This window comes from Actinomadura sp. NPDC049753, from assembly GCF_040674655.1.
GTDB classification, from domain to species: Bacteria; Actinomycetota; Actinomycetes; order Streptosporangiales; family Streptosporangiaceae; genus Spirillospora; species Spirillospora verrucosospora.
Genome location: NZ_JBFARL010000113.1, coordinates 1 through 26,352 on the forward strand (window position 1 = coordinate 1; position 26,352 = coordinate 26,352).

At 73.0% G+C, this 26,352-nt stretch carries 22 protein-coding genes and 1 pseudogene; 10 read left to right on the forward strand and 13 right to left on the reverse strand.

All coding sequences use genetic code 11. The features are described from left to right. The first annotated feature begins 496 nt into the window (after positions 1-496). Positions 497-1,930: a trehalose-6-phosphate synthase gene (locus tag AB0K37_RS25815; RefSeq protein WP_363985310.1), complete on the forward strand. Its 1,434-nt coding sequence runs from the start codon at positions 497-499 to the stop codon at positions 1,928-1,930. On the opposite strand, the gene AB0K37_RS25820 is transcribed toward AB0K37_RS25815, so the two are convergent. After that, a complete protein-coding gene (locus AB0K37_RS25820; RefSeq protein ID WP_363985312.1) occupies positions 1,911-2,537 on the reverse strand; it encodes an ATP-binding protein in 627 nt (208 codons plus the stop codon). The genes AB0K37_RS25815 and AB0K37_RS25820 overlap by 20 nt on opposite strands. A gap of 195 nt (positions 2,538-2,732) precedes the next feature. On the opposite strand from AB0K37_RS25820, the gene AB0K37_RS25825 reads away from it, so the two are divergent. Both AB0K37_RS25825 and AB0K37_RS25830 read left to right on the forward strand, forming a co-directional pair. Continuing rightward, entirely contained in the window at positions 2,733-2,963 is a 231-nt protein-coding gene (locus AB0K37_RS25825; RefSeq protein ID WP_345172498.1) for a DUF397 domain-containing protein, read from the forward strand. Between the two features lie 58 nt (positions 2,964-3,021). Further along, positions 3,022-4,557, forward strand: coding sequence for an acyl-CoA synthetase (locus AB0K37_RS25830; RefSeq protein WP_363985314.1), 1,536 nt, complete (start codon positions 3,022-3,024; stop codon positions 4,555-4,557). A 75-nt stretch (positions 4,558-4,632) separates the two neighbouring features. On the opposite strand, the gene AB0K37_RS25835 is transcribed toward AB0K37_RS25830, so the two are convergent. Further along, positions 4,633-6,168: a DHA2 family efflux MFS transporter permease subunit gene (locus tag AB0K37_RS25835; RefSeq protein ID WP_363985316.1), complete on the reverse strand. Its 1,536-nt coding sequence runs from the start codon at positions 6,166-6,168 to the stop codon at positions 4,633-4,635. 319 nt (positions 6,169-6,487) lie between these two features. After that, a complete protein-coding gene (locus tag AB0K37_RS25840; RefSeq protein WP_363985318.1) occupies positions 6,488-6,823 on the reverse strand; it encodes a TfoX/Sxy family protein in 336 nt (111 codons plus the stop codon). A 248-nt stretch (positions 6,824-7,071) separates the two neighbouring features. On the opposite strand from AB0K37_RS25840, the gene AB0K37_RS25845 reads away from it, so the two are divergent. From AB0K37_RS25845 to AB0K37_RS25855, 3 genes are read left to right on the forward strand one after another with little or no spacing between them, the layout of a single operon-like run. Beyond that, positions 7,072-7,350 carry a hypothetical protein gene (locus AB0K37_RS25845; RefSeq protein WP_363985320.1) on the forward strand — a complete coding sequence of 93 codons (279 nt, stop codon included), beginning with the start codon at positions 7,072-7,074 and terminating at the stop codon, positions 7,348-7,350. Continuing rightward, positions 7,350-8,324: an LLM class flavin-dependent oxidoreductase gene (locus AB0K37_RS25850; protein WP_363985322.1), complete on the forward strand. Its 975-nt coding sequence runs from the start codon at positions 7,350-7,352 to the stop codon at positions 8,322-8,324. The genes AB0K37_RS25845 and AB0K37_RS25850 overlap by 1 nt, the downstream gene beginning before the upstream one ends. A gap of 9 nt (positions 8,325-8,333) precedes the next feature. After that, positions 8,334-9,350 carry a hypothetical protein gene (locus tag AB0K37_RS25855; RefSeq protein ID WP_363985324.1) on the forward strand — a complete coding sequence of 339 codons (1,017 nt, stop codon included), beginning with the start codon at positions 8,334-8,336 and terminating at the stop codon, positions 9,348-9,350. On the opposite strand, the gene AB0K37_RS25860 is transcribed toward AB0K37_RS25855, so the two are convergent. Next, on the reverse strand, positions 9,347-10,744 hold the full coding sequence (locus tag AB0K37_RS25860; protein WP_363985326.1) for an alpha/beta fold hydrolase: 1,398 nt from the start codon (positions 10,742-10,744) through the stop codon (positions 9,347-9,349). The two genes, AB0K37_RS25855 and AB0K37_RS25860, sit on opposite strands and share 4 nt — an antisense overlap. Then, positions 10,741-11,652: a zinc-binding dehydrogenase gene (locus tag AB0K37_RS25865; protein ID WP_363985328.1), complete on the reverse strand. Its 912-nt coding sequence runs from the start codon at positions 11,650-11,652 to the stop codon at positions 10,741-10,743. The genes AB0K37_RS25860 and AB0K37_RS25865 overlap by 4 nt, the downstream gene beginning before the upstream one ends. Positions 11,653-11,740: 88 nt before the next feature. Between AB0K37_RS25865 and AB0K37_RS25870 the strand changes: the two genes are divergently transcribed. Continuing rightward, positions 11,741-12,670: a LysR family transcriptional regulator gene (locus AB0K37_RS25870; protein ID WP_363985330.1), complete on the forward strand. Its 930-nt coding sequence runs from the start codon at positions 11,741-11,743 to the stop codon at positions 12,668-12,670. Positions 12,671-12,677: 7 nt separating this feature from the next. On the opposite strand, the gene AB0K37_RS25875 is transcribed toward AB0K37_RS25870, so the two are convergent. The 6 genes from AB0K37_RS25875 to AB0K37_RS25900 all read right to left on the reverse strand — a co-directional run bounded on the left by AB0K37_RS25875 (position 12,678) and on the right by AB0K37_RS25900 (position 20,085). Beyond that, complete coding sequence (locus AB0K37_RS25875; RefSeq protein ID WP_363985332.1) at positions 12,678-13,499, reverse strand: SAM-dependent methyltransferase; 822 nt, start codon at positions 13,497-13,499, stop codon at positions 12,678-12,680. 40 nt (positions 13,500-13,539) lie between these two features. Next, a complete protein-coding gene (locus tag AB0K37_RS25880) occupies positions 13,540-14,334 on the reverse strand; it encodes an FkbM family methyltransferase (RefSeq protein WP_363985334.1) in 795 nt (264 codons plus the stop codon). Positions 14,335-14,447: 113 nt separating this feature from the next. Then, positions 14,448-15,596, reverse strand: coding sequence for an acyl-CoA dehydrogenase family protein (locus tag AB0K37_RS25885; protein WP_363985336.1), 1,149 nt, complete (start codon positions 15,594-15,596; stop codon positions 14,448-14,450). Positions 15,597-15,599: 3 nt separating this feature from the next. Beyond that, on the reverse strand, positions 15,600-16,523 hold the full coding sequence (locus tag AB0K37_RS25890; protein ID WP_363985338.1) for a hydroxymethylglutaryl-CoA lyase: 924 nt from the start codon (positions 16,521-16,523) through the stop codon (positions 15,600-15,602). A 2-nt stretch (positions 16,524-16,525) separates the two neighbouring features. Continuing rightward, complete coding sequence (locus AB0K37_RS25895) at positions 16,526-18,463, reverse strand: biotin carboxylase N-terminal domain-containing protein (protein WP_363985340.1); 1,938 nt, start codon at positions 18,461-18,463, stop codon at positions 16,526-16,528. A gap of 8 nt (positions 18,464-18,471) precedes the next feature. Beyond that, entirely contained in the window at positions 18,472-20,085 is a 1,614-nt protein-coding gene (locus tag AB0K37_RS25900; protein ID WP_363985342.1) for a carboxyl transferase domain-containing protein, read from the reverse strand. A gap of 78 nt (positions 20,086-20,163) precedes the next feature. On the opposite strand from AB0K37_RS25900, the gene AB0K37_RS25905 reads away from it, so the two are divergent. After that, positions 20,164-20,757, forward strand: coding sequence for a TetR/AcrR family transcriptional regulator (locus tag AB0K37_RS25905; protein WP_363985344.1), 594 nt, complete (start codon positions 20,164-20,166; stop codon positions 20,755-20,757). 10 nt (positions 20,758-20,767) lie between these two features. Here AB0K37_RS25905 and AB0K37_RS25910 read toward each other — a convergent pair whose 3' ends face one another. Both AB0K37_RS25910 and AB0K37_RS25915 read right to left on the reverse strand, forming a co-directional pair. Then, positions 20,768-22,138, reverse strand: coding sequence for an extracellular solute-binding protein (locus AB0K37_RS25910; RefSeq protein ID WP_363985346.1), 1,371 nt, complete (start codon positions 22,136-22,138; stop codon positions 20,768-20,770). A 10-nt stretch (positions 22,139-22,148) separates the two neighbouring features. Then, complete coding sequence (locus AB0K37_RS25915) at positions 22,149-24,248, reverse strand: hypothetical protein (RefSeq protein WP_363985348.1); 2,100 nt, start codon at positions 24,246-24,248, stop codon at positions 22,149-22,151. A gap of 221 nt (positions 24,249-24,469) precedes the next feature. On the opposite strand from AB0K37_RS25915, the gene AB0K37_RS25920 reads away from it, so the two are divergent. Together AB0K37_RS25920 and AB0K37_RS25925 are read left to right on the forward strand one after the other, a co-directional pair. Then, the gene (locus tag AB0K37_RS25920; protein WP_363985350.1) at positions 24,470-26,017 is read left to right on the forward strand and encodes an AMP-binding protein; all 1,548 of its coding nucleotides are present in this window, start codon (positions 24,470-24,472) and stop codon (positions 26,015-26,017) included. A gap of 76 nt (positions 26,018-26,093) precedes the next feature. Then, positions 26,094-26,352: pseudogene (locus AB0K37_RS25925) on the forward strand (hypothetical protein); the annotation flags it as partial.

Sequence of the window (26,352 nt, forward strand, 5' to 3'; positions counted from 1 at the left end):
GGCACCGCCTCAAGGCCGCGCGCGGCGGCCTCGCGGACCGCCGCCGCGGCCTCCCGTGCCGACGCCGGCCGGACGACCCGCGCGGGCGAGCGTTCGACGATCCCCCCGAAGTCACGCAATGCGATGCCCTCTCACTGGTGGTCTCCGCCTCCGGTGACGTCGGCCCGCCGCGGCCGCCCATGCGGTGATTCTAGGTTTCTCCGTAGGCGGGGGAGGGGCTCGGCCCCGGGAGCCCACGGTGCCGCCGGATGACGCGGGTGTGATCTGGATAACATTTTCACCTTGCCGACTGTGACGTGTGACCCGCGGATCAACAGGGGTCACCTGCCGGGAAAGGAATATGGCCCGATCCAATCCCCCCTCCGGGGCGCCCCGACCGCCTGACATCCCCCTTTTCGGGCGTCGGGCCCTTTGCGTCGAAATGACAAGATGTTCCCGTTGACCGTATGTGGGCATGAGTGAGCGCTGAGAGTTTCCTGGAGAGGCGGGTCGCAGAGTGTCGCGCGGTAGTGAGTTCGTTGTGGTGGCCAACCGGTTGCCGGTGGACCGGAATGTCGGAGCCGACGGCGTCCCGCGCTGGCGGCGCAGTCCGGGCGGACTGGTCAGCGCGATCGCCCCGGTGATGAGGCGCAGGAAGGGCACGTGGATCGGCTGGACGGGCGCGCCGGACGAGCAGCTGGAGCCGTTCGAGGAGGACGGCATGTCGCTGCACCCCATCGCCCAGTCCGCGCGGGAAGTGGAGCTCTACTACGAGGGTTTCTCGAACGCCACGCTGTGGCCGCTCTATCACGACGTCGTCGCCACCCCCGTCTACGACCGGGCGATGTGGGACGCCTACGTCCGCGTCAACCGGCGCTTCGCCGAGGCGGCGGCGAAGGTCGCCTCGAAGAACGCCATCGTCTGGGTGCAGGACTACCAGCTCCAGCTCGTGCCGCAGATGCTCCGCGAACTGCGTCCCGACCTGCGGATCGGCTTCTTCCTGCACATCCCGTTCCCGCCGGTGGAGCTGTTCTGGCAGCTGCCGTGGCGGCGCAGGATCCTGGAGGGGCTGCTCGGCGCCGACCTGGTCGGCTTCCAGCTCCCCGGGGCGGCGGCGAACTTCGTGCGGCTCTGCCGGCGGCTCCTGGACGCCCGCTTCTCCAAGCAGGACGTCTTCTGGGACGACCGTGTCGTGCGTGCCCGCGCGTTCCCCATCTCGGTGGACGTCGGGGAGCTGAACGACCTGGTCGGGCGCGAGGACGTCCTGGAGCGGGCGCAGGAGATCCGCACCGACCTCGGTGACGCCACCGTGCTGCTGGGCGTCGACCGGCTCGACTACACCAAGGGCATCACGCAGCGGCTCCAGGCCTTCGGAGAGCTGGTCGAGGAGGGCCACATCAAGCCGGGGCAGGCGGTGTTCGTGCAGATCGCGACGCCGAGCCGGGAGCGCGTCGAGCAGTACCAGCTGCTCCGGGAGGAGATCGAGCAGCTGGTCGGGCGGATCAACGGGGAGCATGGCGAGATCGGGTTTCCGGTCATCCACTACCTGCACAGCTCCTATGACCGCGCCGAGCTGGCCGCGCTGTACCTCGCGGCGGACGTGATGGTGGTGACCCCGCTGCGCGACGGCATGAACCTGGTCGCCAAGGAGTACGTGGCCTGCCGCAAGGACCTGCGCGGCGCCCTCGTGCTCAGCGAGTTCACCGGGGCCGCCGCCGAGCTGAAGCGCGGCGCCTTCCAGGTCAACCCCTACGACATCGACGGCCTGAAGGGGACGCTGATGGCGGCGCTGAACGCCGAGCCCGCCGAGCAGGCGCGGCGGATGCGCGTCATGCGCCGCCGCGTCATCGAGCACGACGTGGACCGGTGGGCCCAGGAGTTCCTCAGCGAGCTGGAGAATCCGGCGCGCCCGGCCCCCGCGCTGCAGGCTCCTATCGGACTGGAGAGCTGAACCGCAGGTCGAAGGCGGCCCAGACCGCCTTTCCTCCGGTCGCCAGGCGCGCCCAGCCCCAGGAGTCGCTGACCGCGCCGACGACGACGAGGCCGCGGCCGCCCTCCGTGCAGCGGTCGGGTTCGGTCGGCACCGGCTCGGGCGCGCGTGCGCCCGGGTCGGTCACCGACACGACCAGCCGCCTCGGGTGGCCGATCAGGACGAGCTGGATGGGGCACAGCGGCAGCGGCTGGGAAAGGCCGTCCAGGCCGTGCCGCAGCGCGTTGGTCACCAGCTCCGACACGGCGACGACCACGTCTCCGGCGTCGCCGGCCAGACCCCACGCGTCCAGCGTGACCTGGGTGAACTCGCGTGCGGACCGGGGTGCGGTGATCTCCGCCGGGAGCACCCGGCGGGCCGTGCGCGGCGTGCCCGCGTGCGGGGCCGGCCAGAGCCCGGCCAGGCCGGGGGTCGAGGCGGGGCCGCGCGCGGCCTCCGCGGGGACGTTCGGGCCGAGCGTCATCGGCGGGGCGTCCGGCCAGGGCGTGCGGACGGCCGAGAAGTGCCGCGGCCGCCCGCCCCCCATGGCGGCGTGGGCTGCGACGTCGTCTGCCTGGTCAACGGTCATGGTCAAACCTCAGAGGCGTGCGGGTTGGTCACCGGCGAGCGTTCGCTATCTTGCTCCCCAAGCCGTGCAGATGCAAGACCGTCTGCATGAACCAATGCAAGAACGAATGCACGTGCATCTCGTACCATGGTGTGGGGTGGGGCGAGATCGCGGTCTCCCGGGACAGGGGGGCCGAGACGCCTAGAGGGGGCGATGATGGACGGCCACCAGATGTCGGACGTCCGGTGCGGCGGGCTCGTCTGGCAGAAGAGCCGGCGGAGCAACCCGTCCGGCAACTGCGTCGAGATGGCGGAACTCCCCACCGGGGAGATCGCCGTGCGCAACTCCAGGGACCCCGAGGGAGCGATCCTCGTCTACACGCGCGAGGAGGTGGAGGCGTTCGTCGGGGGAGCCAAGGACGGTGACTTCGACCACATGCTCGTCTGACCCCGCAGCAAAACCGAATGGGATTCCATTCGCCGCCCCGGCCGGGTAGGTTGCGGCCATGCACCTGGGGCAGATCGCCGCTCGGACGCCTGACAAGCCCGCCGTGGTCATGGCAGGCTCCGGGCGGGTCGTCACCTTCCGCGAACTGAACGAGGAGTCCAACCGGCTCGCGCAGCTGCTCCGCGCGGAGGGGCTGCGCCCGGGGGACCACATCGCGTTCATGATGGAGAACCATCCGCTGTACCTGGCCGTCGCCTGGGCCGCGCAGCGGTCCGGGCTCTACTACACCGCCATCAGCTCGCGCCTCCAGCACGACGAGGTCGCCTACATCGCGGGCAACTGCGAGGCGAAGGTCTTCATCACCAGCGCCTCCATGGAGGCCGCCGCGCAGTCGCCGCCGGACGTGCCGCTGCGCCTGATGCTCGGCGGCACGGCCCCCGGCTACGCCTCCTACGAGGAGCGCGTCGCCCAGCACCCGCCCACGCCGATCGAGGACGAGTGCGAGGGCGCGGACATGCTCTACTCGTCCGGCACGACCGGCCGCCCCAAGGGCGTGAAACCGGCCCTGTCCAAGGCCCCGATGGGCGAGGGCGGGACGCTGTACCAGCTCCTGGCGTTCCTCTTCCAGCCCGACGCGGATTCGGTCTACCTCTCCCCGGCACCGCTCTACCACGCCGCTCCGCTGCGGTACTCGCTCAACTTCCACCGGTTCGGCGCCACCGTCGTCGTGATGGAGAAGTTCGACGCCGAGCAGGCCCTCGCCGCCGTCGAGAAGTACGGCGTCACGCACAGCCAGTGGGTCCCGACCATGTTCATCCGGATGCTCAAGCTCCCGGAGGAGATCCGCGCCCGCTACGACATATCGTCGCTGCGCTGCGCCGTCCACGCCGCAGCGCCCTGCCCCGTCCCGGTCAAGGAGCAGATGATCGCCTGGTGGGGGCCGATTCTGCACGAGTACTACGCCGGCACCGAGGGCAACTGCTTCGTCTACACGAACTCGGAGGACTGGCTGGCCCACAAGGGCACCGTCGGCCGTCCCCTCCTCGGCGAGGTCCACGTCTGCGACGAGGAGGGCCGGGAACTGCCGCCGGGCGAGCCCGGGACGCTCTACTTCGGCAACGGCCCCGAGTTCGAGTACCACGCCGACGAGGCCAAGACCGCCGCGTCCCGCGACCCGTGGGGCCACGGCTGGACCACCCTCGGCGACGTCGGCCACGTGGACGAGGACGGCTTCCTCTACCTCACCGACCGCCGCGCCTACATGATCATCAGTGGCGGGGTGAACATCTACCCGCAGGAGGCCGAGAACGTCCTCGCGGTGCATCCGAGCGTCGCCGACGTCGCGGTGTTCGGCGTCCCGGACGCCGAGATGGGGGAGGCGGTCAAGGCCGTCGTCCAGCCGCTGTCGATGGACGACGCGGGCCCCGCGCTGGAGGCCGAGCTGATCGCGTACTGCCGCGACCGCCTCGCCCACTACAAGTGCCCGCGCTCGGTCGACTTCCGCGCCGAGCTGCCCCGGCATCCCACCGGCAAGCTCTACAAGCGGCTGCTGAGGGACGAGTACTGGGCGGACAAGCGCCCTGCCACGGCCTGAGGCGGCCCTGAAAGGCCAAACCCCGGCCGGGGCCCCTGAGGGGTCGGCCGGGGTTTGGAACGCGCCAGGGGCGTTCTAGTGCATCGGCATCGGCGCGTCGGTCACCGGGGTCTCCGGCTTCTTGCGCGGCAGCAGCAGCGCCGGCAGGAACGCCAGCAGCAGCAGCCCGGCCGAGTACCAGTAGGTGTGCTGGAACGCGTCCGCCATCGGCCCGGCGATCTTCTGCATGATCGCCGGCGGCACCTTCTCGGCGCTGCCGATCTCGCCGCCGCCCCCGCCGCCGAGCTCCGAGGCCAGCCGGTTGGCCAGCAGCACCGAGATCAGCGCGGTGCCGATGGACGCGGACACCTGCTGGATGATGTTCAGCATCGTGCTCGCCCGCGGCACCTCGTCGTGGACGAGCGTCTGGATGGCCGCCGCCATGGTGGGCATCATCGTCATGCCCATGCCGAGGCCCATCACGAAGAGGGTCCCGCCGAGGGCCCAGTAGGAGGTGTCGGCCTCCAGGATCGAGGCGAAGCCCGACACCGACAGCACCACGATGACCATGCCGACCAGCACGACCCGGCCGGGGCCGATCCGGTCGGTCAGCTTGCCGCCGATCGGCATCGTGATCATCGCGCCGAGGCCCTGCGGGGCCAGCAGCAGGCCGGACTGGAGGGCGCCCTCGCCGCGCACGGTCTGGTAGTACAGCGGCAGCAGCAGCATCGCGCCCATGAACGCGGCCATGAACAGCACCATCGTGCCGGACGCGGCCGCCACCGAGCGCCGCTTGAGCAGCCGCAGGTCGATCAGCGGGTTCTCGGCGTTCAGCGCGCGGACCACGAAGCCGAGCATCAGCACGGCGCCGACGGCCCAGAAGGCCAGCGACCCGGTCTTCAGGAAGTCCTTCATCTCGGCGCCCTTGGCCACACCGTAGATCAGCGAGGCCAGACCGGGGGAGAGCAGGAGGAGCCCGATGAAGTCGAGGCGCTCGGCCGGCTTCGGCTCGTCCTTCTTGAGGATCCGCGCGGCCAGCGTCAGCGCGATGATGCCGATCGGCAGGTTGATGAAGAAGATCCACCGCCACGACACGTCATCGACGAGGTAGCCGCCGATGATGGGGCCGAGGATCGGGCCGAGCAGCATCGGCACGCCGACGATGCTCATCACCTGGCCGACCCGCTGCGGCCCCGCCGCCTGGGTCAGGATCGTCATGCCGGCCGGCATGATCATGCCGCCGCCCAGGCCCTGCAGCACCCGGAAGGCGATCAGCGACTCGGCGGACCAGGCCAGGCCCGCCAGCATCGAACCGGCGACGAACAGCCCGATGGAGATCATGTAGAGGCGCTTGGTGCCGAACCGGGCCGAGGCCCATCCCGTGATCGGGATCACGGTGGCCAGCGCCAGGGTGTAGCCGGTCGCGACCCACTGGATCGTCGCCAGCGAGGTCTCGAACTCCTTCGCCAGGTCGTTGATCGCGACATTGACGACCGTCACGTCCAGGATGGACATGATCGCCCCGAGGACGACCACCATGGCCGTGGCGAGCACACCGCGGTCCAGGCCTCCTCCGGCGCCGGGTTCCTCCAGCGGGCCGTCCGCCACCTTGGGAGATGCGGGAGCGGTCAACTCTCTTCCAATCGTCAGGCCCGCATGTGGGCACGCGGGGGCCGTGGTCACGTTGCTCAGGGGGTTGTCAGGGCTCGCTCAGGGCTCGCCTGGGTACTGCGGCAAAATTACTGCAGTGACTGACACTTTCGCGAACGATTAAACTTCGAGCGCTTCGGGAGTATTCCAGCGGGGTCCGACAGATCTGCCCTGCTCCGCGCCGTCCGGCCTTCCGCGGCCATCGCCCCGAGGCCGACCAAGTGTGACAGACGCGACATCCGAACGCGCCCTCGGCCGCACGTCCCCGACCGGAGTTGCCCGAGGCCCGGCGTCCCCGCCGCTACTTCGGAGGCAGGGACAGGGCGTAGGAGAGTCCTCGATCCACCCACGCGGCCACGTCGGACGGCGCGGTGCAGGCTTCGGGCGAGACCGTGATCCAGCCTCGCATCGGATGGCCGCGCATGACCGTCGTGGCGGCGCCCGGCTCGGCGAGCAGGTCGTCGTGGTCGTCCGGGGAGACCCGGACCATCAGTCCGCCCTTGCTCCTCACGACCACGGCCATGTTGCCGTTCACCAGCCAGGCGATGCCGCCGAACATCCGCTTCGGGATCGCGTCCCGCCTCACTCCGAGCAGATCCTCCACGCGGTCGGCCAGTTCCTCGTCGTAGCTCACCATGCCATCTTCTCTCGCGCCTCCCCGGCGCTGATCCCCGCGCCCGCGCCCGCAGCGGTCGGCCGCCGTCAGTGGTGGCGCCGTCAGTGGTGGCGCCGGCGGCCTTCCTTGGTGCGGAGGCCGCAGCCGAGGGCGCGGTCGAGGAAGATGTGGCCAACCAGCCTGCGGGGCGCGTGCGAGGAGGCGGTGTGGTAGTTCGTCGCGCGAACTGCCGGATTATTCTGGGCGCCTGGCCAAAGATGACGAGGGTCGTGGCTGCGCTGGTGCGAGGGGTGTTTCTCGTGAGCGCCGTTTATGGCGAGTCGGCGCGGGAGTACGGCATCACGTCGCGGCAGGGGCGGCGCCGAGCGGGAGATACGCTCGCCGACCTGCTCGGCCGCGTCGTGCTGGCCGACGAGGGCCCGGTGGTGCTCGCTGATCCGGGTGAGGGAAGGCCTGCGGACGCCGAGGTCCGCGGCTTGCGGTTCGTGATACGAACTACTATCGTTCGTAGTGCGAACTTAAGCCTGATGTGCGGGAGCGTGGAATGATGAGTCATATGGTTTCGGCCTCGGGAGAGGGCCTGCCCCTGTTCGGGTTCGGCGCTCACACCGGAATCGACGACGTCGCCGGCCTGCTGCGCCTGGCCGAGCGCGCCGACCGCGACGGCCTCGACCACTTCTCCCTGTCCGACCACCCCTACCTCGGCGACCGCGTGGACGCCTACGCCGCCATCGGGTTCGTCCTCGGGCGCACCGAGCGCATCGCCGGCTTCGCGAACGTCACGAACCTGCCGACCCGGCCGGCGCCCATGCTCGCCCGGACGGTGACGTCACTTTCGGCGCTCTCCGGCGGCCGCGTCGTGCTCGGCATGGGGGCGGGCGGGCTGTGGGACCGGATCTCCGACATGGGCGTCCCGCGGCTGACGCCCGGCGACGCCGTGGACGCCTTCGAGGAGGCGATCGTCCTGGTCCGGAAGCTGGCCGGCGGCGGCTCGCCGGTCACCCACCGGGGCCGCCACTACAGGGTGGAAGGGATCGAGCCGGCCCCCGTCGCCGCGCCGCCCGTGTGGACCGGGTCGGTCGGCCCGAGGTCCCTCGCCGCGACCGGCCGGGTGGCCGACGGCTGGATCCCCGGCCACGCGGCGGACTGGCTCAGCGAGCGCTACCGGACGTCGCGGCCGGTGATCGACGAGGCCGCCGCGGCGGCGGGACGCGACCCGCGCGAGATCCGCACGATCTTCAACCTTCCCGGACGCGTCACCGACCGGCCGCTGCCCGCCACGCGCGACCGCGACGGACGCTGGATCGGCGGCTCCCCCGAGCAGTGGGCCGAGGAGCTGACCGGGGCGGTCCTGGAGCACGGCGCGTCCGGCTTCACGCTCTTCTCGCCCGACGGCGGGACGCAGGACCTCGCCTCGATCGGCCGCTGGGGGCAGGAGATCGCCCCCGCCGTCCGCGAGGCGGTCGCGAAGGAGAACGGCCCCTCGGGGAAGGCGCGGCGCCCGGGACCCGCACGCCGCTAGCATGATCGGATGTCGCAGACGGTGGGGATCGCGCAGTTCGTCCGGGAGCCGAGCGACCTGGGCGAATGCCGGGGCGGAACGGACCTGATCGGCCGGGACGAGGTCCAGGCCTTCCTGCGGTCCATCACCGACGTCGATGCCGCGATGGCGGAGCTGGCCGCCTCGCTCGGGTCCGGTGACGTCTTCCGCGCGGGGATGATGGCCTTCGTGTGCGGGGTGCTCGTCGAGCGGGGCGGCTCGGTGGCGGTCCCGGTCGACGCGGTCATGCAGGTGACGGAGCGCTACCTGCACCTGGCGAAGCAGTTCACGGAGCAGGGCGGGGCGAGCGCGCAGGACGAGCTGTTCCGGGCGTCCCCCGACCTCGTCCGCGCCCACCACGCCCTGCCCTTCGTCCTCCTCGCGGCCATGACGATGCTCAGCCGCGACGAGGGCGCGCGGCGGCGTCTGCGGACCCGGCCCCACGTCGCGCCGCTGGTGGACGAACTGGAAGACCACTACGAGACCCTCTACTACGTCCGCGAGGTGCTCGCCCTTCTGGACGGCCGGGAGATCCTGCTGCTCGACCCGCGCGGCCGGCGCGGCTTCGTCCTCGGGCTGACCGGCGTCCAGGACCGGATGTACCACTTCTTCGCCCTGGCCCAGGACGCCCTCGAACGCCATGCGGGCCCCGGCTATCTCGGAGCCGAGCCGACCGACCCCGCGGCGGTGCGGTACGCGCAGAACCGGGGCCTGACCCCGCAGGAGCACCAGCAGGCGCAGGAGCTGATCGACCACCAGCGGATCGGATTCCACTACCCGGGCGCCGATGCCAGGCCGGCGCTGTTCTTCCCCGGTTCCGCACCCTTCGAGGCGGTCCCCGTGGTCGACGGCCTTCCCACGTTGTTCCTGGACGAGAAGTCGATCAACGCCCAGTGGTCTCCCGCGAACATGTACCCGGTCCTGCACGAGGCACTGGAATCACGGGTCGGCCTTCGCGAACTGCCCCGTGAGGACGTGGAGGCCAGGCTCGCGGTCTTCGCGGGTTAGGAGCCGAACAGGGTGCGTTCGACATGCTGCGTGTCGGTGTACTCCCGCACGGAGATGATCTTGCCGTTCCGCACCGTGAACACGCCGAGGCACCGGTTGTCGTAGGCGCTCCCGCTGCGGGCCGTCCCCCGCGAGGTCCACTCGGCCACGACCTGGTCGCCGTCGGCGACCACGTTGGTCAGGACGACCTCGGGTTCGCCTCCGGGCCGGAAGAGCCGGCCGGCGCCGCCGAGGAAGTCGCCGACGATCGCGTCCCGGCCCTCCCACGCCCCGCTCAGAGGAAGGGCGCCGGGGTACACCCAGGTGGCGTCGTCGGCGAAGCTCGCCTTGACCGCGTCCAGATCGCCGTCCGCGACGGCCTCGACGTAGCGGGTGACGACGGATGCCGGGTCGTGGCTCAGCCGGGCGGCGAGCCAGTCGAGCGTGTCGGGAAGCCAGGCCCAGCGGCAGTTCTCCAGGAGGTGGTTGCCCTCGGGTATCAGGACGTACTCGCCGTTCGCCGCCCGGCGGGCCAGTTCGGCGCCGTTGGCGACGCCGGGGATGACGTCCAGCCCGCCGTCCAGGACGCGCAGCGGCTGCGGAACCGGGGGAGCGGTCACCCGGTCGGCGAACTCGCGGGCGGCCGCCTCCCCGCCCATGCGCAGGACGAACGACTCCGTCACATAGGGCGGAAGTTCGTCCCAGGTGAGGGCGGTGGGCCCGCTGACGGTGACGACGGCGCTGATCCGCGGTTCGTGCCGCGCGGCGACGGACGCGAGGAAGCCGCCCATGCTGAGCCCGACCAGTCCGATGGCGGCGGGCAGGCCGTCCACGGCGTCGAGGGCCTGCCGCACGACTCGCTGGTAGTCCGGGTTCCAGGGGCCGCGCACGGCGAGGTCTCCCTGGCCGGGCCCGTCGATGGCGAGCACGGCGAGACCGCGGTGCAGGAGCGCCTCGGCGATCGGCATGAACTCGACCTTGCCGGAGTTCATGCCCGGCACCAGGACGACCAGGGGGGCGTCCGGGGACGGACGCCGCAGGATGCCGGTGAAATCAGGGCCGGTGAGGTGCTCGGCGTCCGGTGCGAGGCGGGCGAGCGAGCGGCGCAGGGCGGCGGCGGACGCGGCGGCGGCCCGCCCGTGCTCGGCGAGGTCGGGGTTCGGCAGCACCGTGGCGAAGTGGAACCACAGCGCGGCGTCGCGGAACGCCTCGCCCGCCGAGCGCGGCAGCCGGGCCTTCTCGGCGAGAGCGAGGTGCTCCCGCCCGGTTCGCGCGAACGCGTCCGTCCATTCGCGCAGGGAGGTCAGGCCGGCGGTGACCGCGTCGTACTGGTGGGGGTCGACGCCGGCGGCGATGGCACGCGACCGGTTGGCGGCGGCGAAGGGGGCGACGGGCTCGTCGAAGAAGGCGGTCATCGGTTCTGCTCCAGGGTGAGGACGGCGTTGCCGCGCACGCGGCGCTCGCGGAGATCGGTGAGGACGGCGGCGGTCTCGCTCCAGTCGGCGACGCGGCCGAGTTCGGGGTGGAGGCGCCCGGCCGCGGTCAGCCGGACGAGCGTGGCGAGATCCTCCCCGTACGGGGCGCCCGCGTAGTGGAAGTGCCTGACGGCCGCGGCCTCGGGGCCGTCGAAGAAGGCGAAGAAGTCCAGCGTGACGGGCCGGCGGCTCGCCTGGCCGAACCAGATCAGCGTGCCGCCGGGCGCCACGCGCGCCAGCGCGAGCGGCAGGTCGTCCCCGCCCGTGGACTCCAGCGCGACGTCGAACGGACCGACCGCGTCCCGCACGTCGTGGACGACCGCGGCGCCCAGCTCGGCCAGCCGCCGCCCGCGCTCGGGAGTGGCCGTGACGGCGGTGACCTCGGCTCCCGCGGCGGCGGCGAGCTCGACGAAGCAATGCCCGACTCCGCCGGACGCGCCCGTCAGCAGGACGCGCGTCCCGGCCGTGGCCCCGGACGCGCGCAGCAGGCGCAGCGCGGTGAGCCCGGCCAGCGGCAGTGCGGCGGCCGACCGCACGGACACCGATGCGGGGATCTCGGCGAGCGAGTCGGTGGGGACGGCGACGTACTCGGCCCAGCCCGCCGACGGCGGATGCCCCACGACCCGGCTGCCGGCCGGGGGCCCCGACCCGTCGGCGGCCGCCTGGACGACGAGGCCCGCGACGTCCTTGCCGGGCCGCCAGCCGGGCCGGTCGGACTCCAGCTGGAACGTCTCGCCCCGGTTCACCGAGAACGCCGCCACCTTCACCAGCGCCTCGTCCGGACGGGGCACCGGCTCGTCGGCCTCGCCGAACGCCACCGATCCCGCTTGGGGAAAGAGTGCTCTCATGCCCGCAGCGAACCGGACGAGCGGCGGGCCGGTCCAACAGCCGCCGGGCGATGTTGACAACCATCGGTTGTCGCCCACGATGGGAGGCATGGACCTCGACCTCGGCCAGGTGCGCGCGTTCGTCGCCGTCGCCGACCACCTGCACTTCGGGCGGGCCGCCGAGGAGCTGTCGATCAGCCAGCAGGCGGTGTCCAAGCGGGTGGCCAGGCTGGAGGCGGCGCTCGGAGTCCGGCTCCTCACCCGCGGGAACGTGGAGCCCACCGACGCGGGGCGCCGTTTCCTGGAGCCGGCGCGGGAGGCGCTGCGGGCCGCGGAGGCCGCGGTCGGCGCGGTCCACGCCGTCGGCCGGCCGCTGCGGCTCGACCTCTGGGGCCACCTGTACGGCCCGGCCCGGACGGTCGCCGCGGTGATCGACTCACGACCGGAGCTCGACGTCGAACTCGGCATGAGCCGCGACCTTCCCGCCGCGGCGGCGGCACTGCTGCGCGGCGACATCGACGCCGCGTTCGGGCGCGTGCACCCGCCGCTGCCGGACGGGCTGGCGCACCGCCTCGTCCGGCTCGAACCCGTGGACCTCCTCGTCGCCGCCGGGGATCCGCTCGCCGCCGCGTCCAGCGTCCGCCCGTCCGACCTCGCCGGACGCGACCTGTGGTTCCCCGCGGCCGTCGACCGGCTCGACTTCATCGGCCGGTTCTGCGGCGACTTCGGCGTCCGCGCCGCGTCTGGCGGCGCCAACCTCGGTGTGGAGCACCTGCTGGCCGGCCTCCTGGCCGAGCCGGGCCGGATCACGCTCTTCCCCGCCGACGCCCGGCTGCCCGGCGTGCCGGGCGTCCGGGCGATCCCCCTCGTCGACCCGGTCCCGCTCTACGCCTGGTCGCTGATGTGGCCGCGGCAGTCGCCGCACCCGATGATCTCCGCGCTGGTCCGGGGGTTCGCCGAGTACGGGCGGCGGCATCGCTGGCTGGAGTACGACCCGGCCCGCGACTGGCTGCCCGGCGAACCGGTCCCCGCGGACTGACCCCGGGTCAGGGCTTGCGGGCCAGGCCTCCGTACATCGACACCTGGGAGTCGTCGATCGCGCGGGCCCTGTCGTCCGGGCGCCAGCGGTGCACGGGCGCCACCCCCGGTTCGACGAGCTCCAGGCCGTCGAAGAAGCTCGTCACCTGGGCCTTCGTGCGGGCCTTCGACTTGATCCCGCGCGCGTTGTACTTCTTCACGGCGTCCCCGACCTCGTCGGGCGCGCTGTCGATGGTGATGGTGGAGAGCGCGAGCCAGCTGCCCGGCGCGAGAGGCCCCATCAGCCGCCGGACGACGTCGTGCGCGAGTTCGTCGTCGTGCACGAAGTGCAGGACGGCGATCAGGCACAGCGCCACCGGCTCGCCGAAGTCCAGCGTGGCCCGCACGTCCGGCGACGAGAGGATGGCCTCCGGCTCGGCCAGGTCCGCGTGGATGTACCGGGAGCGGCCCTGCGGGGTGCCGGTCAGCAGCGCGCGGGCGTGCGCCAGCACGATCGGGTCGTTGTCGACGTACACGACGCGGCTGGACGGGTCGACCTCCTGGACGACCTCGTGCAGGTTCGGGGAGGTCGGCAGCCCGGTGCCGACGTCGAGGAACTGCCGGACGCCGCACTCGTCCGCCAGGTGGCGGGCGACCCGGACCATGAAGTCGCGGTTGGCCCGCACCGAGGTGCGCATGTACGGGGCGACCCTGACGACCTCTTCGGCGGCGACCCGGTCGGCGGCGTAGTGGTCCTTGCCGCCGAGCAGGTAGTCGTAGACCCGGGCCGAGTGGGCGACGTCCGTCCTCAGGTCGGCGGACGTCGGTTCACGGGCGGTCTTGTCCGGCACGATGGGCCCCCGTCGCTCGGTGTGCTGGCACCCGGCGATATTAGTAAGTCTTGTTATCTGATGGGGCGCCTTTGCCGGCTTCGCCGCTACCGGCCGGATCGCGGAGACGGGCGTAGACGTCGCCCGACCGCCCGCGCGGGCGGATCCTGTCCAGCCGCCGCCGCAGCTCGGCCGCGTCGAGCCAGCGGGGACTGGCCAGCCGCATCGTCTCGATGGGGGAGTAGTTGTAGACGTAGTCGCCCAGCCGGTCCACGAGCTCCAGCGCCTCCAGCGAGGCGTCGTGCGCCGACGGCACGTACTCGAACGACAGGGCGGGCAGCGGCCGGGACAGCCCCGCCAGCACGTCCGCCTCGAAGCCCTCGACGTCGATCTTGCAGAAGGCCGGCACGCCGTGCAGGGCGATGAGCTCGTCCAGCGTGGTCACGTCGACGCCGATCGAGCGGTCCCAGCGGACGCGGGCGAAGCCGCGGGCCGTCGTCACCGCCCTGATCCAGCCGGGCGACATCGAGGACACCGTCGGCGTCGCGGTGGACAGTGCCAGGCGAGCCCGTCCGGGCGCGGCGCCGGCGGCGCCCGGGACGAGCGTGACGCCGCGGTCGCGGCCGAAGAACAGGCGCAGGACGCGCAGGCAGTCGGGCTGCGGCTCCACCGCGACGACGCGGGCTCCCAGCCCCCGCCACACGCGGACCCGGCCGCCCACGTGCGCGCCGATGTCGAACGCGAGGTCGCCGGGCCCGAGGAACTGCCCGTAGAGGCGCGACGAGCGCCGGTGCCTGCCCGGAATTCCGTGGTACATGACCAGTGAGCGAGCAATCCCGTAGGCGCGCAGCAGCATCCGCCGACCTTACCGCGCCGGGCTTCGCCACCGGCGGTGACTTCGCGGTCGCGAGCGCGGACGCGCGCCGGTCCGGCGCCCGGCGGCATCGGGGCCGCCGGGCCCGGCGGGTGTCAGGACGGCGGGAGGCCGAGGGCGCGGGCGATCAGCATGCGCTGCACCTCCGAGGTGCCCTCGCCCACCTCCAGGATCTTCGCGTCGCGGTAGAAGCGGCCGACGGCGTACTCGTTCATGAAGCCGTAGCCGCCGAAGACCTGCGTGGCGTCGCGGGCGTTGTCCATGGCGGCGTTGGAGGCGACCAGCTTGGCGATGGCGGCCTCCTTCTTGAACGGCTCGCCGGCCAGCATCTTCGCGGCCGCCGCGTAGTAGGCGAGCCGGGCCGTGTGCGCCCGGGTCTCCATGTCGGCGACCTTGAACTGGATGGCCTGGTAGCGGCCGATCTCCTTGCCGAACGCCTCCCGCTCGCGGACGTAGCGCAGGCACTCGTCCACGCAGCCCTGGGCGAGGCCGACCGACAGCGCGGCGATCGCGATGCGCCCCTCGTCCAGGATCCGCAGGAACTGGGCGTACCCCCGGCCGCGCTCGCCGACGAGGTTCTCGGCCGGGACGCGGACGTCGTCGAACGACAGCTCCCGCGTGTCGGACGCAGACCAGCCGACCTTGGAGTACTTGCGCCCGACCGTGAAGCCCGGGGTCCCGTTCGGGACGAGGATCGTGGAGATCTCGCCGTCGCCGGTGAAGGCGGTCACGGTCACGAACGCGGTGATGTCGGTGCCGGAGTTGGTGATGAACGACTTGGACCCGTTGATCACCCAGGAGTCGCCGTCGAGCCGGGCCGTGGTGCGCATGCCGCCGGGGACGTCCGACCCGCCGCCCGGCTCGGTCAGCCCGAAGGCCGCCAGGCGCTCGCCCGAGGTGAGCCGCGGCAGCCACCGCTCCTTCTGCTCGGCCGACCCGAACCGGTAGATCGGCATCGCGCCCAGCGACACCCCGGCCTCCAGGGTGATCGCGACGGACGAGTCGACGCGCGCCAGCTCCTCCAGGGCGAGGCAGAGCGTGAAGTAGTCGCCGCCCATGCCGCCGTGCTCCTCCGGGAACGGCAGCCCGAACAGGCCCATCTTCCCCATCGCGGCGACGATCTCGTAGGGGAACTCGCCGCGCTCGTAGAGGTCCCCGATCACCGGGGCGACGCTCTCGCGGGCGAACCGCTCGACCGTGCGCCGCAGCTCCTCCTGCTCCTCGCCGAGCGTGAAGTCGATCATTGGCTACTCCGATTCAGGTGACAGGGCTTGCACTACGCGGGACGGGCTGGGGCGGCCCAGCCGGCCCGCCATCCAGCGGCTCGTGGCCACGAGCCCGGCGAGGTCGACCCCCGTCTCGACGCCGAGGCCGTTCAGCATCCAGACGAGGTCCTCGGTGGGCAGGTTGCCGGTGGCGCTCTCGGCGTACGGGCAGCCGCCGAGGCCGCCGGCCGAGGAGTCCACGACGGTGACGCCCGCGCGGAGCGCGGCGAGGGTGTTGGCCAGCGCCTGCCCGTAGGTGTCGTGGAAGTGGACGGCGAGCCGGTCGGCGCCGATGCCGGCCTCGCCCAGCGCCTCGATGAGCGCGGTGACCTGGCCCGGCGTGCCGACGCCGATGGTGTCGCCGAGGCTGAGCTGGGAGCAGCCCATGTCCATCATGCGGGACGCGACGGACACGACCTGCTCGACGGGGACGTCGCCCTCCCACGGGTCGCCGCACACCATCGACACGTAGGCGCGCACCCAGAGGCCCTCGGCCCGCGCCCGCTCCACGACCGGGGCGAACATCGCGAGGGACTCGTCCACGGTGCGGTTGAGGTTGCGGCGGGCGAACGTCTCGGTGGCGCTGCCGAAGATCGCGATCTCGGTGGCGCCGTTGGCGAGCGCCCGGTCCAGGCCCCGCTCGTTCGGCACGAGGACGGGATAGCGCAGCTCGGGGGAGCGAGGCAGGATGTCGAGCAGCTGTTCGGCGTCCGCGAGCTGCGGCACCCACTTCGGATGGACGAAGCTGGTCGTCTCGATCGTGCGCAGCCCCGCGTCGGCCAGCCGGGTCACGAACTCCGCCTTGACCTCGGCGGGGACGACCGCCTTCTCGTTCTGCAGCCCGTCCCGCGGCCCGACCTCGTAGATCGCGACCCGCTCGGGAAGGCCGGAAAGGGGTACCGGCACCGTCATGCCTCCTCGATCACGGCCAGCACCGCGTCCAGGGCGACCTGCGCGCCCGCGCGGACCGGCAGCTTCGCCACGACGCCGGCGACCGGCGCGGTGACGGTGTGCTCCATCTTCATCGCCTCGACGACCACGAGCGGCTGCCCGGCCTCGACGCGGTCGCCCTCGGCCGCCTTGACCGCCAGGACCGTCCCGGGCATCGGGCTGCGCAGCACCCCGTCGCCCGCGGCCGCGGCGTCGGCGCCGCCCTCGGCGCGGACGTGCTCGCTCAGCGCCCAGGCGTGCCCGTCGCGCCCGAGCCACAGGGTGCGCCCGTCCCGGGCCCCGGCGAACGAGGTCGTCCTCCCACCGTAGGTCAGCGTGAACGGCCTGGTCAGCGACGCGGCGACCGGCGGCTCGCCGCCGACGGCGACGCGCGCCGACGCCGCCCTGCCCTGGACGCGGACCTCCACCGGGTCGCCGCCGGACGGGGTGATGATCCACGGCGCCCAGGCGTGGGCGCCGGGGCGCCAGCCGTCCGGCACGTCCCACGGGTCGTCGCCGGACTCCAGGTCGAGCATCCGCTCCAGCGCCGCGGCGGCGAGCACCTCGGGCGGCACGGACGCGCCCGCGACCAGGTCGTCCAGGGAGCGCTCGACCAGGCCGGTGTCGAGATCGCCCGACACGACCGAGGGGTGCCGCAGCAGTGCGCGCAGGAACGCGACGTTCGTCGGGACGCCGAGCAGCGTGTAGGACGCGAGCGCGCGGTCGAGCTTGTGCAGCGCCTCGGCGCGGTCGGCGCCGTGGACGATGACCTTGGCGAGCATGGGGTCGTAGGAGCCGCCGACCTCCGTCCCGACGTCCAGCCCGGAGTCGACCCGCGCGGTCTCGGGCTCGCTGAGGGCGAGCACCCGCCCGCCGGTGGGCAGGAAGCCGCGCGCCGGGTCCTCGGCGTAGACGCGGGCCTCGATGGAGTGGCCGTCGAGGCGCACGTCGTCCTGCGTGAACGGCAGCGGCTCTCCCGCCGCCACCCGGAGCTGGAGCTCGACCAGGTCGAGGCCCGTGACGAGTTCGGTCACGGGGTGCTCGACCTGGAGCCGGGTGTTCATCTCCATGAAGAAGAACTCGTCGGGGCGGTCGGCCGAGACGATGTACTCGACGGTCCCGGCGCCCACGTACCCGACGGCCTGCGCGGCGGCGACGGCGGCGGCGCCCATCCGCTCGCGCGCGGCGGCGTCCAGCAGCGGGGACGGCGCCTCCTCGACGATCTTCTGGTGCCGGCGCTGGAGGCTGCACTCGCGTTCGCCGAGGTGGACGGCGCCGCCGCGGGAGTCGGCGAAGACCTGGATCTCGATGTGCCGCGGGTTCTCGACGAACCGCTCGGCGAGCAGCGTGTCGTCGCCGAACGAGCCGCGCGCCTCGCGCCGGGCGGACGCGATCGCCTCCGGCAGGTCCGCGGCGTCCCGGACGAGCCGCATGCCCTTCCCGCCGCCGCCCGCGGACGGCTTGAGCAGCACCGGCAGCCCGACCTCCAGCGCCGCGGCCTCCAGTTCGGCGTCGGACAGGCCGGGCTCGTCCCGGCCCGGGACCACCGGGACGCCGGCGGCCGCGACGGTCCGCTTCGCGCGGATCTTGTCGCCCATCGCCTCGATCGCCCCGGCCGGCGGCCCGATGAACACCAGCCCCGCCTCGCCGCACGCCCGCGCGAACGCCGTGTTCTCGGCGAGGAACCCGTAGCCGGGGTGGACGGCGGACGCGCCGGCGGCGCGGGCGGCCTCGACGACCGCCTCGATGTCCAGGTACGACGGGACCAGCAGGGCCTCGTCGGCCTCCCGCACGTGCCGCGCCCGCGCGTCGGCCCCGGTGTGGACGGCCACGGACCGGATGCCGAGCCGCCGCAGCGTGCGGAACACGCGGACGGCGATCTCTCCGCGGTTGGCGACCAGGACGCTGTCGAACATCAACACCCTCACATCCGGAAGACGCCGTAGCCGACCGGCTCCAGCGGTGCGTTGGCCGCGACCGACAGCCCGAGCCCGAGCACGCGCCGGGTGTCGAGCGGGTCGATCACGCCGTCGTCCCACAGCCGCGCCGTCGAGTAGTACGGGTTGCCCTGCGCCTCGTACTGCTCGCGGATCGGCGCCTTGAACCCTTCCTCGTCCTCGGCGGGCCACTCCTCGCCGCGCGCCTCCATCTGGTCGCGGCGGACGGTGGCGAGGACGCTCGCCGCCTGCTCGCCGCCCATGACCGAGATGCGGGCGTTCGGCCACATCCACAGGAAGCGCGGCGAGTACGCCCGGCCGCACATCGCGTAGTTGCCGGCTCCGAACGAGCCGCCGATCACGACGGTGAACTTCGGGACGCGGGCGCACGCGACGGCGGTCACCATCTTCGCGCCGTGCTTGGCGATGCCGCTCGCCTCGTACTCGCGGCCCACCATGAACCCGGTGATGTTCTGCAGGAACACCAGCGGGACGCTGCGCCGGTCGCACAGTTCGATGAAGTGCGCGCCCTTCTGCGCCGACTCGCCGAACAGGATGCCGTTGTTGGCGACGATCCCGACCGGGTGCCCGTGGATGCGCGCGAACCCGGTGACGAGCGTCGCGCCGTACTCCTTCTTGAACTCCTGGAAGCGGCTGCCGTCGACGATGCGGGCGATGACCTCGCGCACGTCGTAGGGGGTGCGGGAGTCCGGCGGGACGATCCCGTACAGCTCGGACGGGTCGGCGGCCGGCTCCTCGGGCGGGGCGACCTCCCACGGGCGCGGCTCGCGCGGGCCCAGCGTGGCGACGATGTCGCGCACGATCCGCAGGGCGTGCGCGTCGTCCTCGGCCAGGTGGTCGGTCACGCCGGACGTGCGCGAGTGCAGCTCGCCGCCGCCCAGCTCCTCCGCCGTCACGACCTCGCCGGTGGCGGCCTTCACCAGCGGCGGCCCGCCGAGGAAGATCGTCCCCTGGCCGCGGACGATGACGGCCTCGTCGCTCATCGCCGGGACGTAGGCGCCGCCCGCCGTGCACGAGCCCAGCACCGCCGCGATCTGCGGGATGCCGCGGCCGGACATCGTGGCCTGGTTGTAGAAGATGCGGCCGAAGTGCTCGCGGTCGGGGAACACCTCGTCCTGGCGGGGGAGGAACGCGCCGCCGGAGTCGACCAGGTAGAGGCAGGGGAGGCGGTTGTGCAGCGCCACCTCCTGCGCCCGCAGGTGCTTCTTCACCGTGACCGGGTAGTACGTGCCGCCCTTGACGGTGGCGTCGTTGGCCACGATGACGCATTCGCGTCCGGAGACCCGCCCGACGCCGGTGATGATCCCCGCGCCCGGCGCCTCGTCCCCGTACATGCCGTTCGCGGCGAGCGGCGACAGCTCCAGGAAGGGCGAGCCGGGGTCCAGGAGCGTGTCGACCCGGTCGCGGGGCAGCAGCTTGCCGCGCGCCACATGGCGCTCGCGGGCGCGCTCGGGTCCGCCGCGGCCCGCCCGGTCGACGCGGTCGCGCAGCTCCGCGACGAGCGCCTCGTTGTGCGCGGCGTTCGCCTTGAACGCCTCGCCCGCGACGTCGGCGCGCGAGCCGATCTCGGGTCCGCTCATGACCCCCCTTCCCGGTTAACGTTCATTAACAATGCTGATGTTAACGGTCGTTAACAACTCTAGTCTAGACTGGCCCGCATGACGTCCCACCCCGCCGAGGCGCCGCCGGGCCCGCCCAACCCGCGCCGGGCCGAGATCCTCGGCGCCGCCGCCGAGCTGTTCGCGCGCCGCGGCTACCACGGGGCGTCGATCGGCGACCTCGGCCGGGCCGTCGGGCTCACCGGCCCCGCCCTCTACCGGCACTTCAGCGGCAAGGAGGCCGTGCTCGCCGAGATGCTGCTCGACATCAGCGAGCGGCTGCTCGCCGAGGGCCTGCGCCGCGCCGCCGACCCCGACCCCGGGCGCGCCCTCGACGCGCTGCTCGGCTGGCACATCGCGTTCGCCCTCGACAACCCCGCGCTGATCACCGTGCACGAGCGGGAACTGGACAACGTCCCCGAGCCGCAGCGCCACCGCATCCGCCGGCTCCAGCGCGCCTACGTCGAGGAGTGGGTCGCCGTCCTGCGCCGCCTTCACCCCCGGCCGCAGGACGAGCGCGCCCGCGCCGCCGTCCACGCCTGCTTCGGCCTGCTCAACTCCACCCCGCGCAGCGCCGCGCAGGGCCTCGACCGCCCGGCGATGGCCGGGCTCCTGCACGGCATGGCCCGCGCCGCCCTCGACGGCGCCCGCTAGCCGAGCACGGTCAGCACGACGCCGTGCGCCCGTCGAGCGAGCGCTCCACGGCTCTGGCGAACGTCCTGGCGTCCGTCCCCGTCCCGTCGAAGAGCTTCTGCACGCACCCGCGGAACGTGCCGGTGAACGTGCTGTAGTGCGGCGTGACGGGACGGGGCCGCGCCCGGTCCAGGGCGCTCACCACGGCCGTTCCCAGCTCGGTCAGCTGCGCCTGGTCGAGTTCGACGTCGCCGGGATCCAGACGCTCCCGGGTGAAGGCCGAGCAGTTCTGCACCCGCACGTCGGCGGCGGCGTGCCGCCCGGGGCGCAGCCCGAGGGCGCTGTAGCGTCCCGGCGCGAAGCCGCCGCACGAGAACAGCAGTTTCTGGCTCTCCGTTCCGCTCAGATACTCCACCAGCTTGAGGGCGGCGTCGGGGTGGGGGGAGTACTTGGACACGGCGAGGTTCTGGCCTCCGAGGACCGTGCGGCCGGGCAGGGCGGTCACCCCGTACCGCAGGCGCGTCCCGTCCCGCATGCCCGGCTCCGTCGCGAGCGTGGAGAACACGTACGGCCAGTTCCGCATCAGCGGCGTCCCGGACATGAACGCCTCCATGCTCCTCTGCTCGTCGTACGAGCGCGACGCCGTCAGCGGGCCGCGGGCACGCGACGCGGGCCGCGGGTCGGAGGCACGGGCCGCCATCCTCTTCAACGCCGGGAACACTCTCGTCCGCAGCGCCTTCCCGTCCGGGCGCCTCTCGCCGGTGAGCAGCCCGCCGCCCCCGTCGTTCCACACCGCTTCGAGCGCGTTCACCGTCAGCCCCTCGTAGTCGTCGAGCTGCATGGCGACGCCGGAGTCGAGCAGACGCGGCCAGTCGCGCGGGGTCTGCGCGCCGTCACGCCGGTAAAGGAGCCCGACGTCGACGTTGAACGGGACGGCGTACTGCTTCCCGTGCCATTCCCCGGTCTCCAGAGCGGCCCTGAAGAAGTCGCCGCGGTTCCCGATGCCGTCGAGCGGGCGGAGGTAGCCGCCCGCAGCGAACTCCGCCGTCCAGGTGTTGTCCATGACCAGCACGTCGTAGCCGCAGCCGCGGGACTCCTGCATCGCCTTGATCTGGCTGTGCTGGGCGTCCGTGGACTCCGAGATCTCCACGAGCGTGGCGTGCGGGCCGCCGCCGGCGTTCCACTTCTGGATCAGCTGGCGGCGCTGGCTGTTCAGGCTGACGTCGGTGCCGCCGGCGACGACCAGCTCCGAGCGGTCGCAGCGCGGTGTCAGGGCCTGATAGGAGGAGCCCGGCCAGAACGCCAGCGCCTCGGCGCAGACCAGCGCCGCCGCGGCCCCGCCCACGGCGCTCAGCCAGGCCGTCCGCCCGTGGGGCGCGAACCGTCGCCGCCGTCGCGTCATGGCCCTCCGTTCATCGCAGGTCGGAGAGGAGCTGGGCGGCCTGCTGCGGTTCCGGCGCGCCCGTCAGCGGCACGCAGCCCCTGCCGCCGGACGGGCCGAACGCGTCCACGATCTCCCTGACGGGGGAGGCGCCGCAGCCCGTCGGGCCCGTCAGGACCACGGTCACCCGCACGTCCCGGTGCCGCTCGCGGAACTTCGCGGCCGCCTCGGCGGCGGACGGGCCGCGGCCGTTCGTCCCGGGGGACTGCCCGTCGGTGACGACGATCAGGTTCGAGCCCGGCTCCACGTCGGCTTCGCCGATCATGTCGGTGAGCGCGACGTCGCCTCCGGCGGTCGTGACGGCCTGGAGATGGCTCGTGATGCGGTTCTTCTGGACGGGGCTCGTCCCCGCGAGCCGTACGTTCTCCAGGGTGTACGGGCTGTCGGGAGGCTTCTTCCTGGAGGCCACCTGGAGCCCCGCGCCGTCGCGGCTCTGCAGCTGGGCCACCAGGCTCTGCAGGAAGGAGACGCTGCGCGTCAGGCGGGTGTCGCGGCCCCGCGCCGGGCGGTCCATCGACCCCGACACGTCCAGCATGAGAGAGACGGAGGCCGGGGGACGGGCCGCGGCGACGCGCTGGAGGCGGTCGGCCACGTACCTCCCGGCGCGGTCGTCGCCCGCCGGGGCCGGCGGCTTCGGCTCCATCCGGCTCGGGATGACGTTCGGGCCGAGCAGGGTCCACAGGGCCGTCAGGTCCTGGCGGGCGGAGTCGCCCTCGTGCGCGGACGGCATGGCGCCCCTGTCGTCCCGGAGGCCCTGCCGGGTGAGCGGATGGCGGGCCAGCCACCGGCGGAACGCGGTGACCGCCGCGTCGCGCTCCCGCGTGTCCTGGCCGCGCCACGTCACCTGGATGAACGGGTGGTCGAGCGACGGCAGGTCCTCGGCGTAGTAGGGGTACAGCGTCCACTCGGCGCCGGCGCCCGGCGGGTCCGCGGCGCCGCACTGCTTCTTGAGGCGCCCCGCATCGTAGTCGCTGACGACCTGCTCGGGAACGGCGAAGGCGACGCGGTCCGGCGGGTGAGCGCGCCGGCGGGCCTTGCAGAGCAGGGTCACCGCGTCCGGCGCCACCAGGTCGGTGGGTTCGGCGAACTCCTCGTTCTGCTGGTCGCCGCCCGGAAGCGCGTCGTAGAGGACGGGCGTCACGGCCAGCGCGGCGGCCGACGTCTCCGGGACGGGACGGGCGATCCCGCGCAGTTCCACCCCCGCTTTGGCGAAGCGCCGGAGCAGGGCGGCGGTGGACGGCTCCGGCGGCTTGATGGCCAGATCCTCCACCTGGGCGTGGTCGCCGCCGAACAGGGCGAGCACCAGCGGCGACGACCCCAGCGAGCCGCGCGTGGTGAACACCGGATCGGCCCTGGCGGACGGGCCCGGGCTCGGGGACCCGGCGCCCGTCGCCCTGCGGACCTGGTCAGGGCTCTTCTCCACGTAGTCGAACTCGGCCGTGGACGACGGGATCCAGACGTCGGGCTGCGGCCCGTACAGCCGCTCGTCCTGCGGCGCCGGCGCCGCCTCGCCGCCGGGAGGCTCGCTGCGCCGCCACAGCCGCCCGAACGCCTCGGAGAGCTGCACGAACTCCGGCCCCGGCGCGACGCTGACGCTGTACTCCCGGCAGCCCCGCTCCTCGCTGTCCTCCTCGAAGCCCTTCGCCGCGTCGCGCAGGGGGGCGAGCGTCTCCGGGGCGGTGACCACGCGCAGCTCCAGCGGCTGCCCGCACGGCCGTGCGTGCTCCACCAGCGAGGCGACGCCCGCCTGGGCGAGCAGGGCCGCCGCCATGACCGCCGCGCCGGCGCACGCCCACGCCGCCGCCCCGGCGTTCCAGGGCACGATCCGGAAGAGCCGCTTCAGCGCGGCGCCCGCCCGCTCGGAGCGCAGCAGCGCCGCCGACACCGCCACGATCACCAGGGCGATGACGGCCAGCGGCAGGACGGTCCGCAGCCAGGCGACCGCGTCGACCAGCTTCAGCACCTGGTTGGCGATCAGCCCGGAGACGACGCCGACGATCAGGCCGGGAACCGCCGCGCGCACGAGCCGGTCGAGCGGCGCGTCAGAGTCACCGTTGCCCGACTCACTCATTCCGGCTCCGTGGCCGCGGAAAGCACGATGTGTCGTCCTTCGTTCTGACGCCCAATGCTAATTGCCGGAACGAGCAAGGTCATGGAAAAGACCTGTCCTGCATCGGACGATCATCACCGTCCGCGGGCGGGCCGTCCGCGGACGGCCTTGACTCTCCCGGCGCCTCCCCGATCAGATGGTCGAACAGGATTCGGTTCAGGCCCCGCACGGAGGAGGCCCGTATGGGCGTCGAGGGTGTCGGCTTCTACGAGATCGCGCGCAACGACCCGGACCGGCCCGCCGTGCTCGCGCCCGGCGTGCCGATGTCCTACGGCGAGCTGCACGCCGAGGTGAACCGGCTCTCCAACGCACTGGCCGGGATCGGGCTGCGTCCCGGCGACACGCTCGCGACCGTCCTCGGCAACCGTCCCGAATTCCTCACCGTCCTGCTCGCCGCGGTCCAGTCGGGCCTGTACCTGGTCCCGGTGAGCCGCCACCTGACCGCGCCTGAGATCGGCTATATCCTGGCCGACAGCGGCGCCAGGGCCGTCATCACCGAGAGCGCCCTGGCCGAGGCGGTGTCCGGCGCGGCCGACGAGGCGGGCGTCCCCGCCGAGGGACGGGTGAGCGTCGACGCCGGAGACGGGTACCGGTCGATGGCCGCGCTCTGCGCGACGGGCAGCGCGGAGCCGCCCGCCGACCGGCGCATGGGCTCGGTGATGCTCTACACCTCCGGGACGACGGGGCGGCCGAAGGGCGTCCGGCGGCCGCTGCTCGACATCCCGCCCGAGGTGCTGGTCGACGTCATGCGGCGGACGCTGGGGCGGCACCTCGGGCTGGAGCCCGGCGACGAGGTGCACCTCGCCGTCGGACCGCTCTACCACTCCGCGCCGTGCGTCCACGCGATGATGGCGCTGAACCTCGGCCACGCCGTCGTCGTCGCCCCTCGGTTCCACCCCGAGCACACCCTGGAACTGATCCAGCGGCACGGCGTCACCAACACGTTCATGGTGCCGACGATGTTCCACCGGATGCTGGCCCTGCCGGACGGCGTCCGCGCCCGGTACGACGTGTCGACGCTGCGGCAGGTGTACCACAGCGCCGCACCCGTCCCCGTGGAGACCAAGCAGAAGATGATGGAGTGGTGGGGGCCCGTCCTCTACGAGTACTACGGCTCCACCGAGAGCGGCCCGGTCGTCGTCGCGACCCCGCACGAGTGGCTCGCCCGTCCCGGGACCGTCGGTCGCGCGGTCGACGGCGTGCGGATCAGGATCCTCGACCCGGAGGGGGCCGAGCTGCCGCCGGGGGAGACCGGCCTCATCTACGCGGCGGGGCAGCCCGGATTCGAGTACCACGGCGACCCGGCCAAGACGGCCGCCGCCATGCGGGACGACTACTACACCCCCGGCGACCTCGGCCACCTCGACGAGGACGGCTGGCTCTACATGAGCGACCGCCGCACCGACCTCATCATCTCCGGAGGCGTCAACGTCTATCCCGCCGAGGTCGAGTCCGTCCTGCTCCAGCACCCGGCGGTCGCCGACGTCGCCGTCATCGGCGTCCCGGACGACGACTGGGGGCAGCGCGTCGTCGCCCTCGTCGAGCCCGCCGAGGACGCCGACCCGGGGGAGGGGCTCGCCGCCGAACTGCTCGCGCACTGCGAGCCCCGGCTGGCCAAACTGAAGCACCCCCGGCGCCTGGAGTTCCGCGAATCGCTGCCGCGCACGCCGTCCGGCAAACTCAGCCGCCGCCGCGTACGGGAGGCCTACCTGCGCGAACACGCGGACTGACGCCGCCGGGACGGCCGGCCGCGACTCGTCGCCGCGAACGTCGAACTCCTCCGGCCTCCCCTGCGTACAACGGCACATGGAAGACCAGAAGGTCGCCCCGTTCGACAACGTCGCCCCGACCCCCGCCGCCCCGACGCAGACCGACCTTCCCGTCATCACCGACCCCGCCGCCTACTCCGGAGGCGACGACCCCGCGGCCCCGCGCGGGGCCACCGGCGCGGCGCCGGACGCCCTTCCGGCCGGCGCGGGGGAGACGCCGGGCCCCGAAGACGACCGTGCCGGGATCGCACGCCTCGGTGACCCGGTCGCGGTCTGGCCGTGCGCCGGCTGCGGAC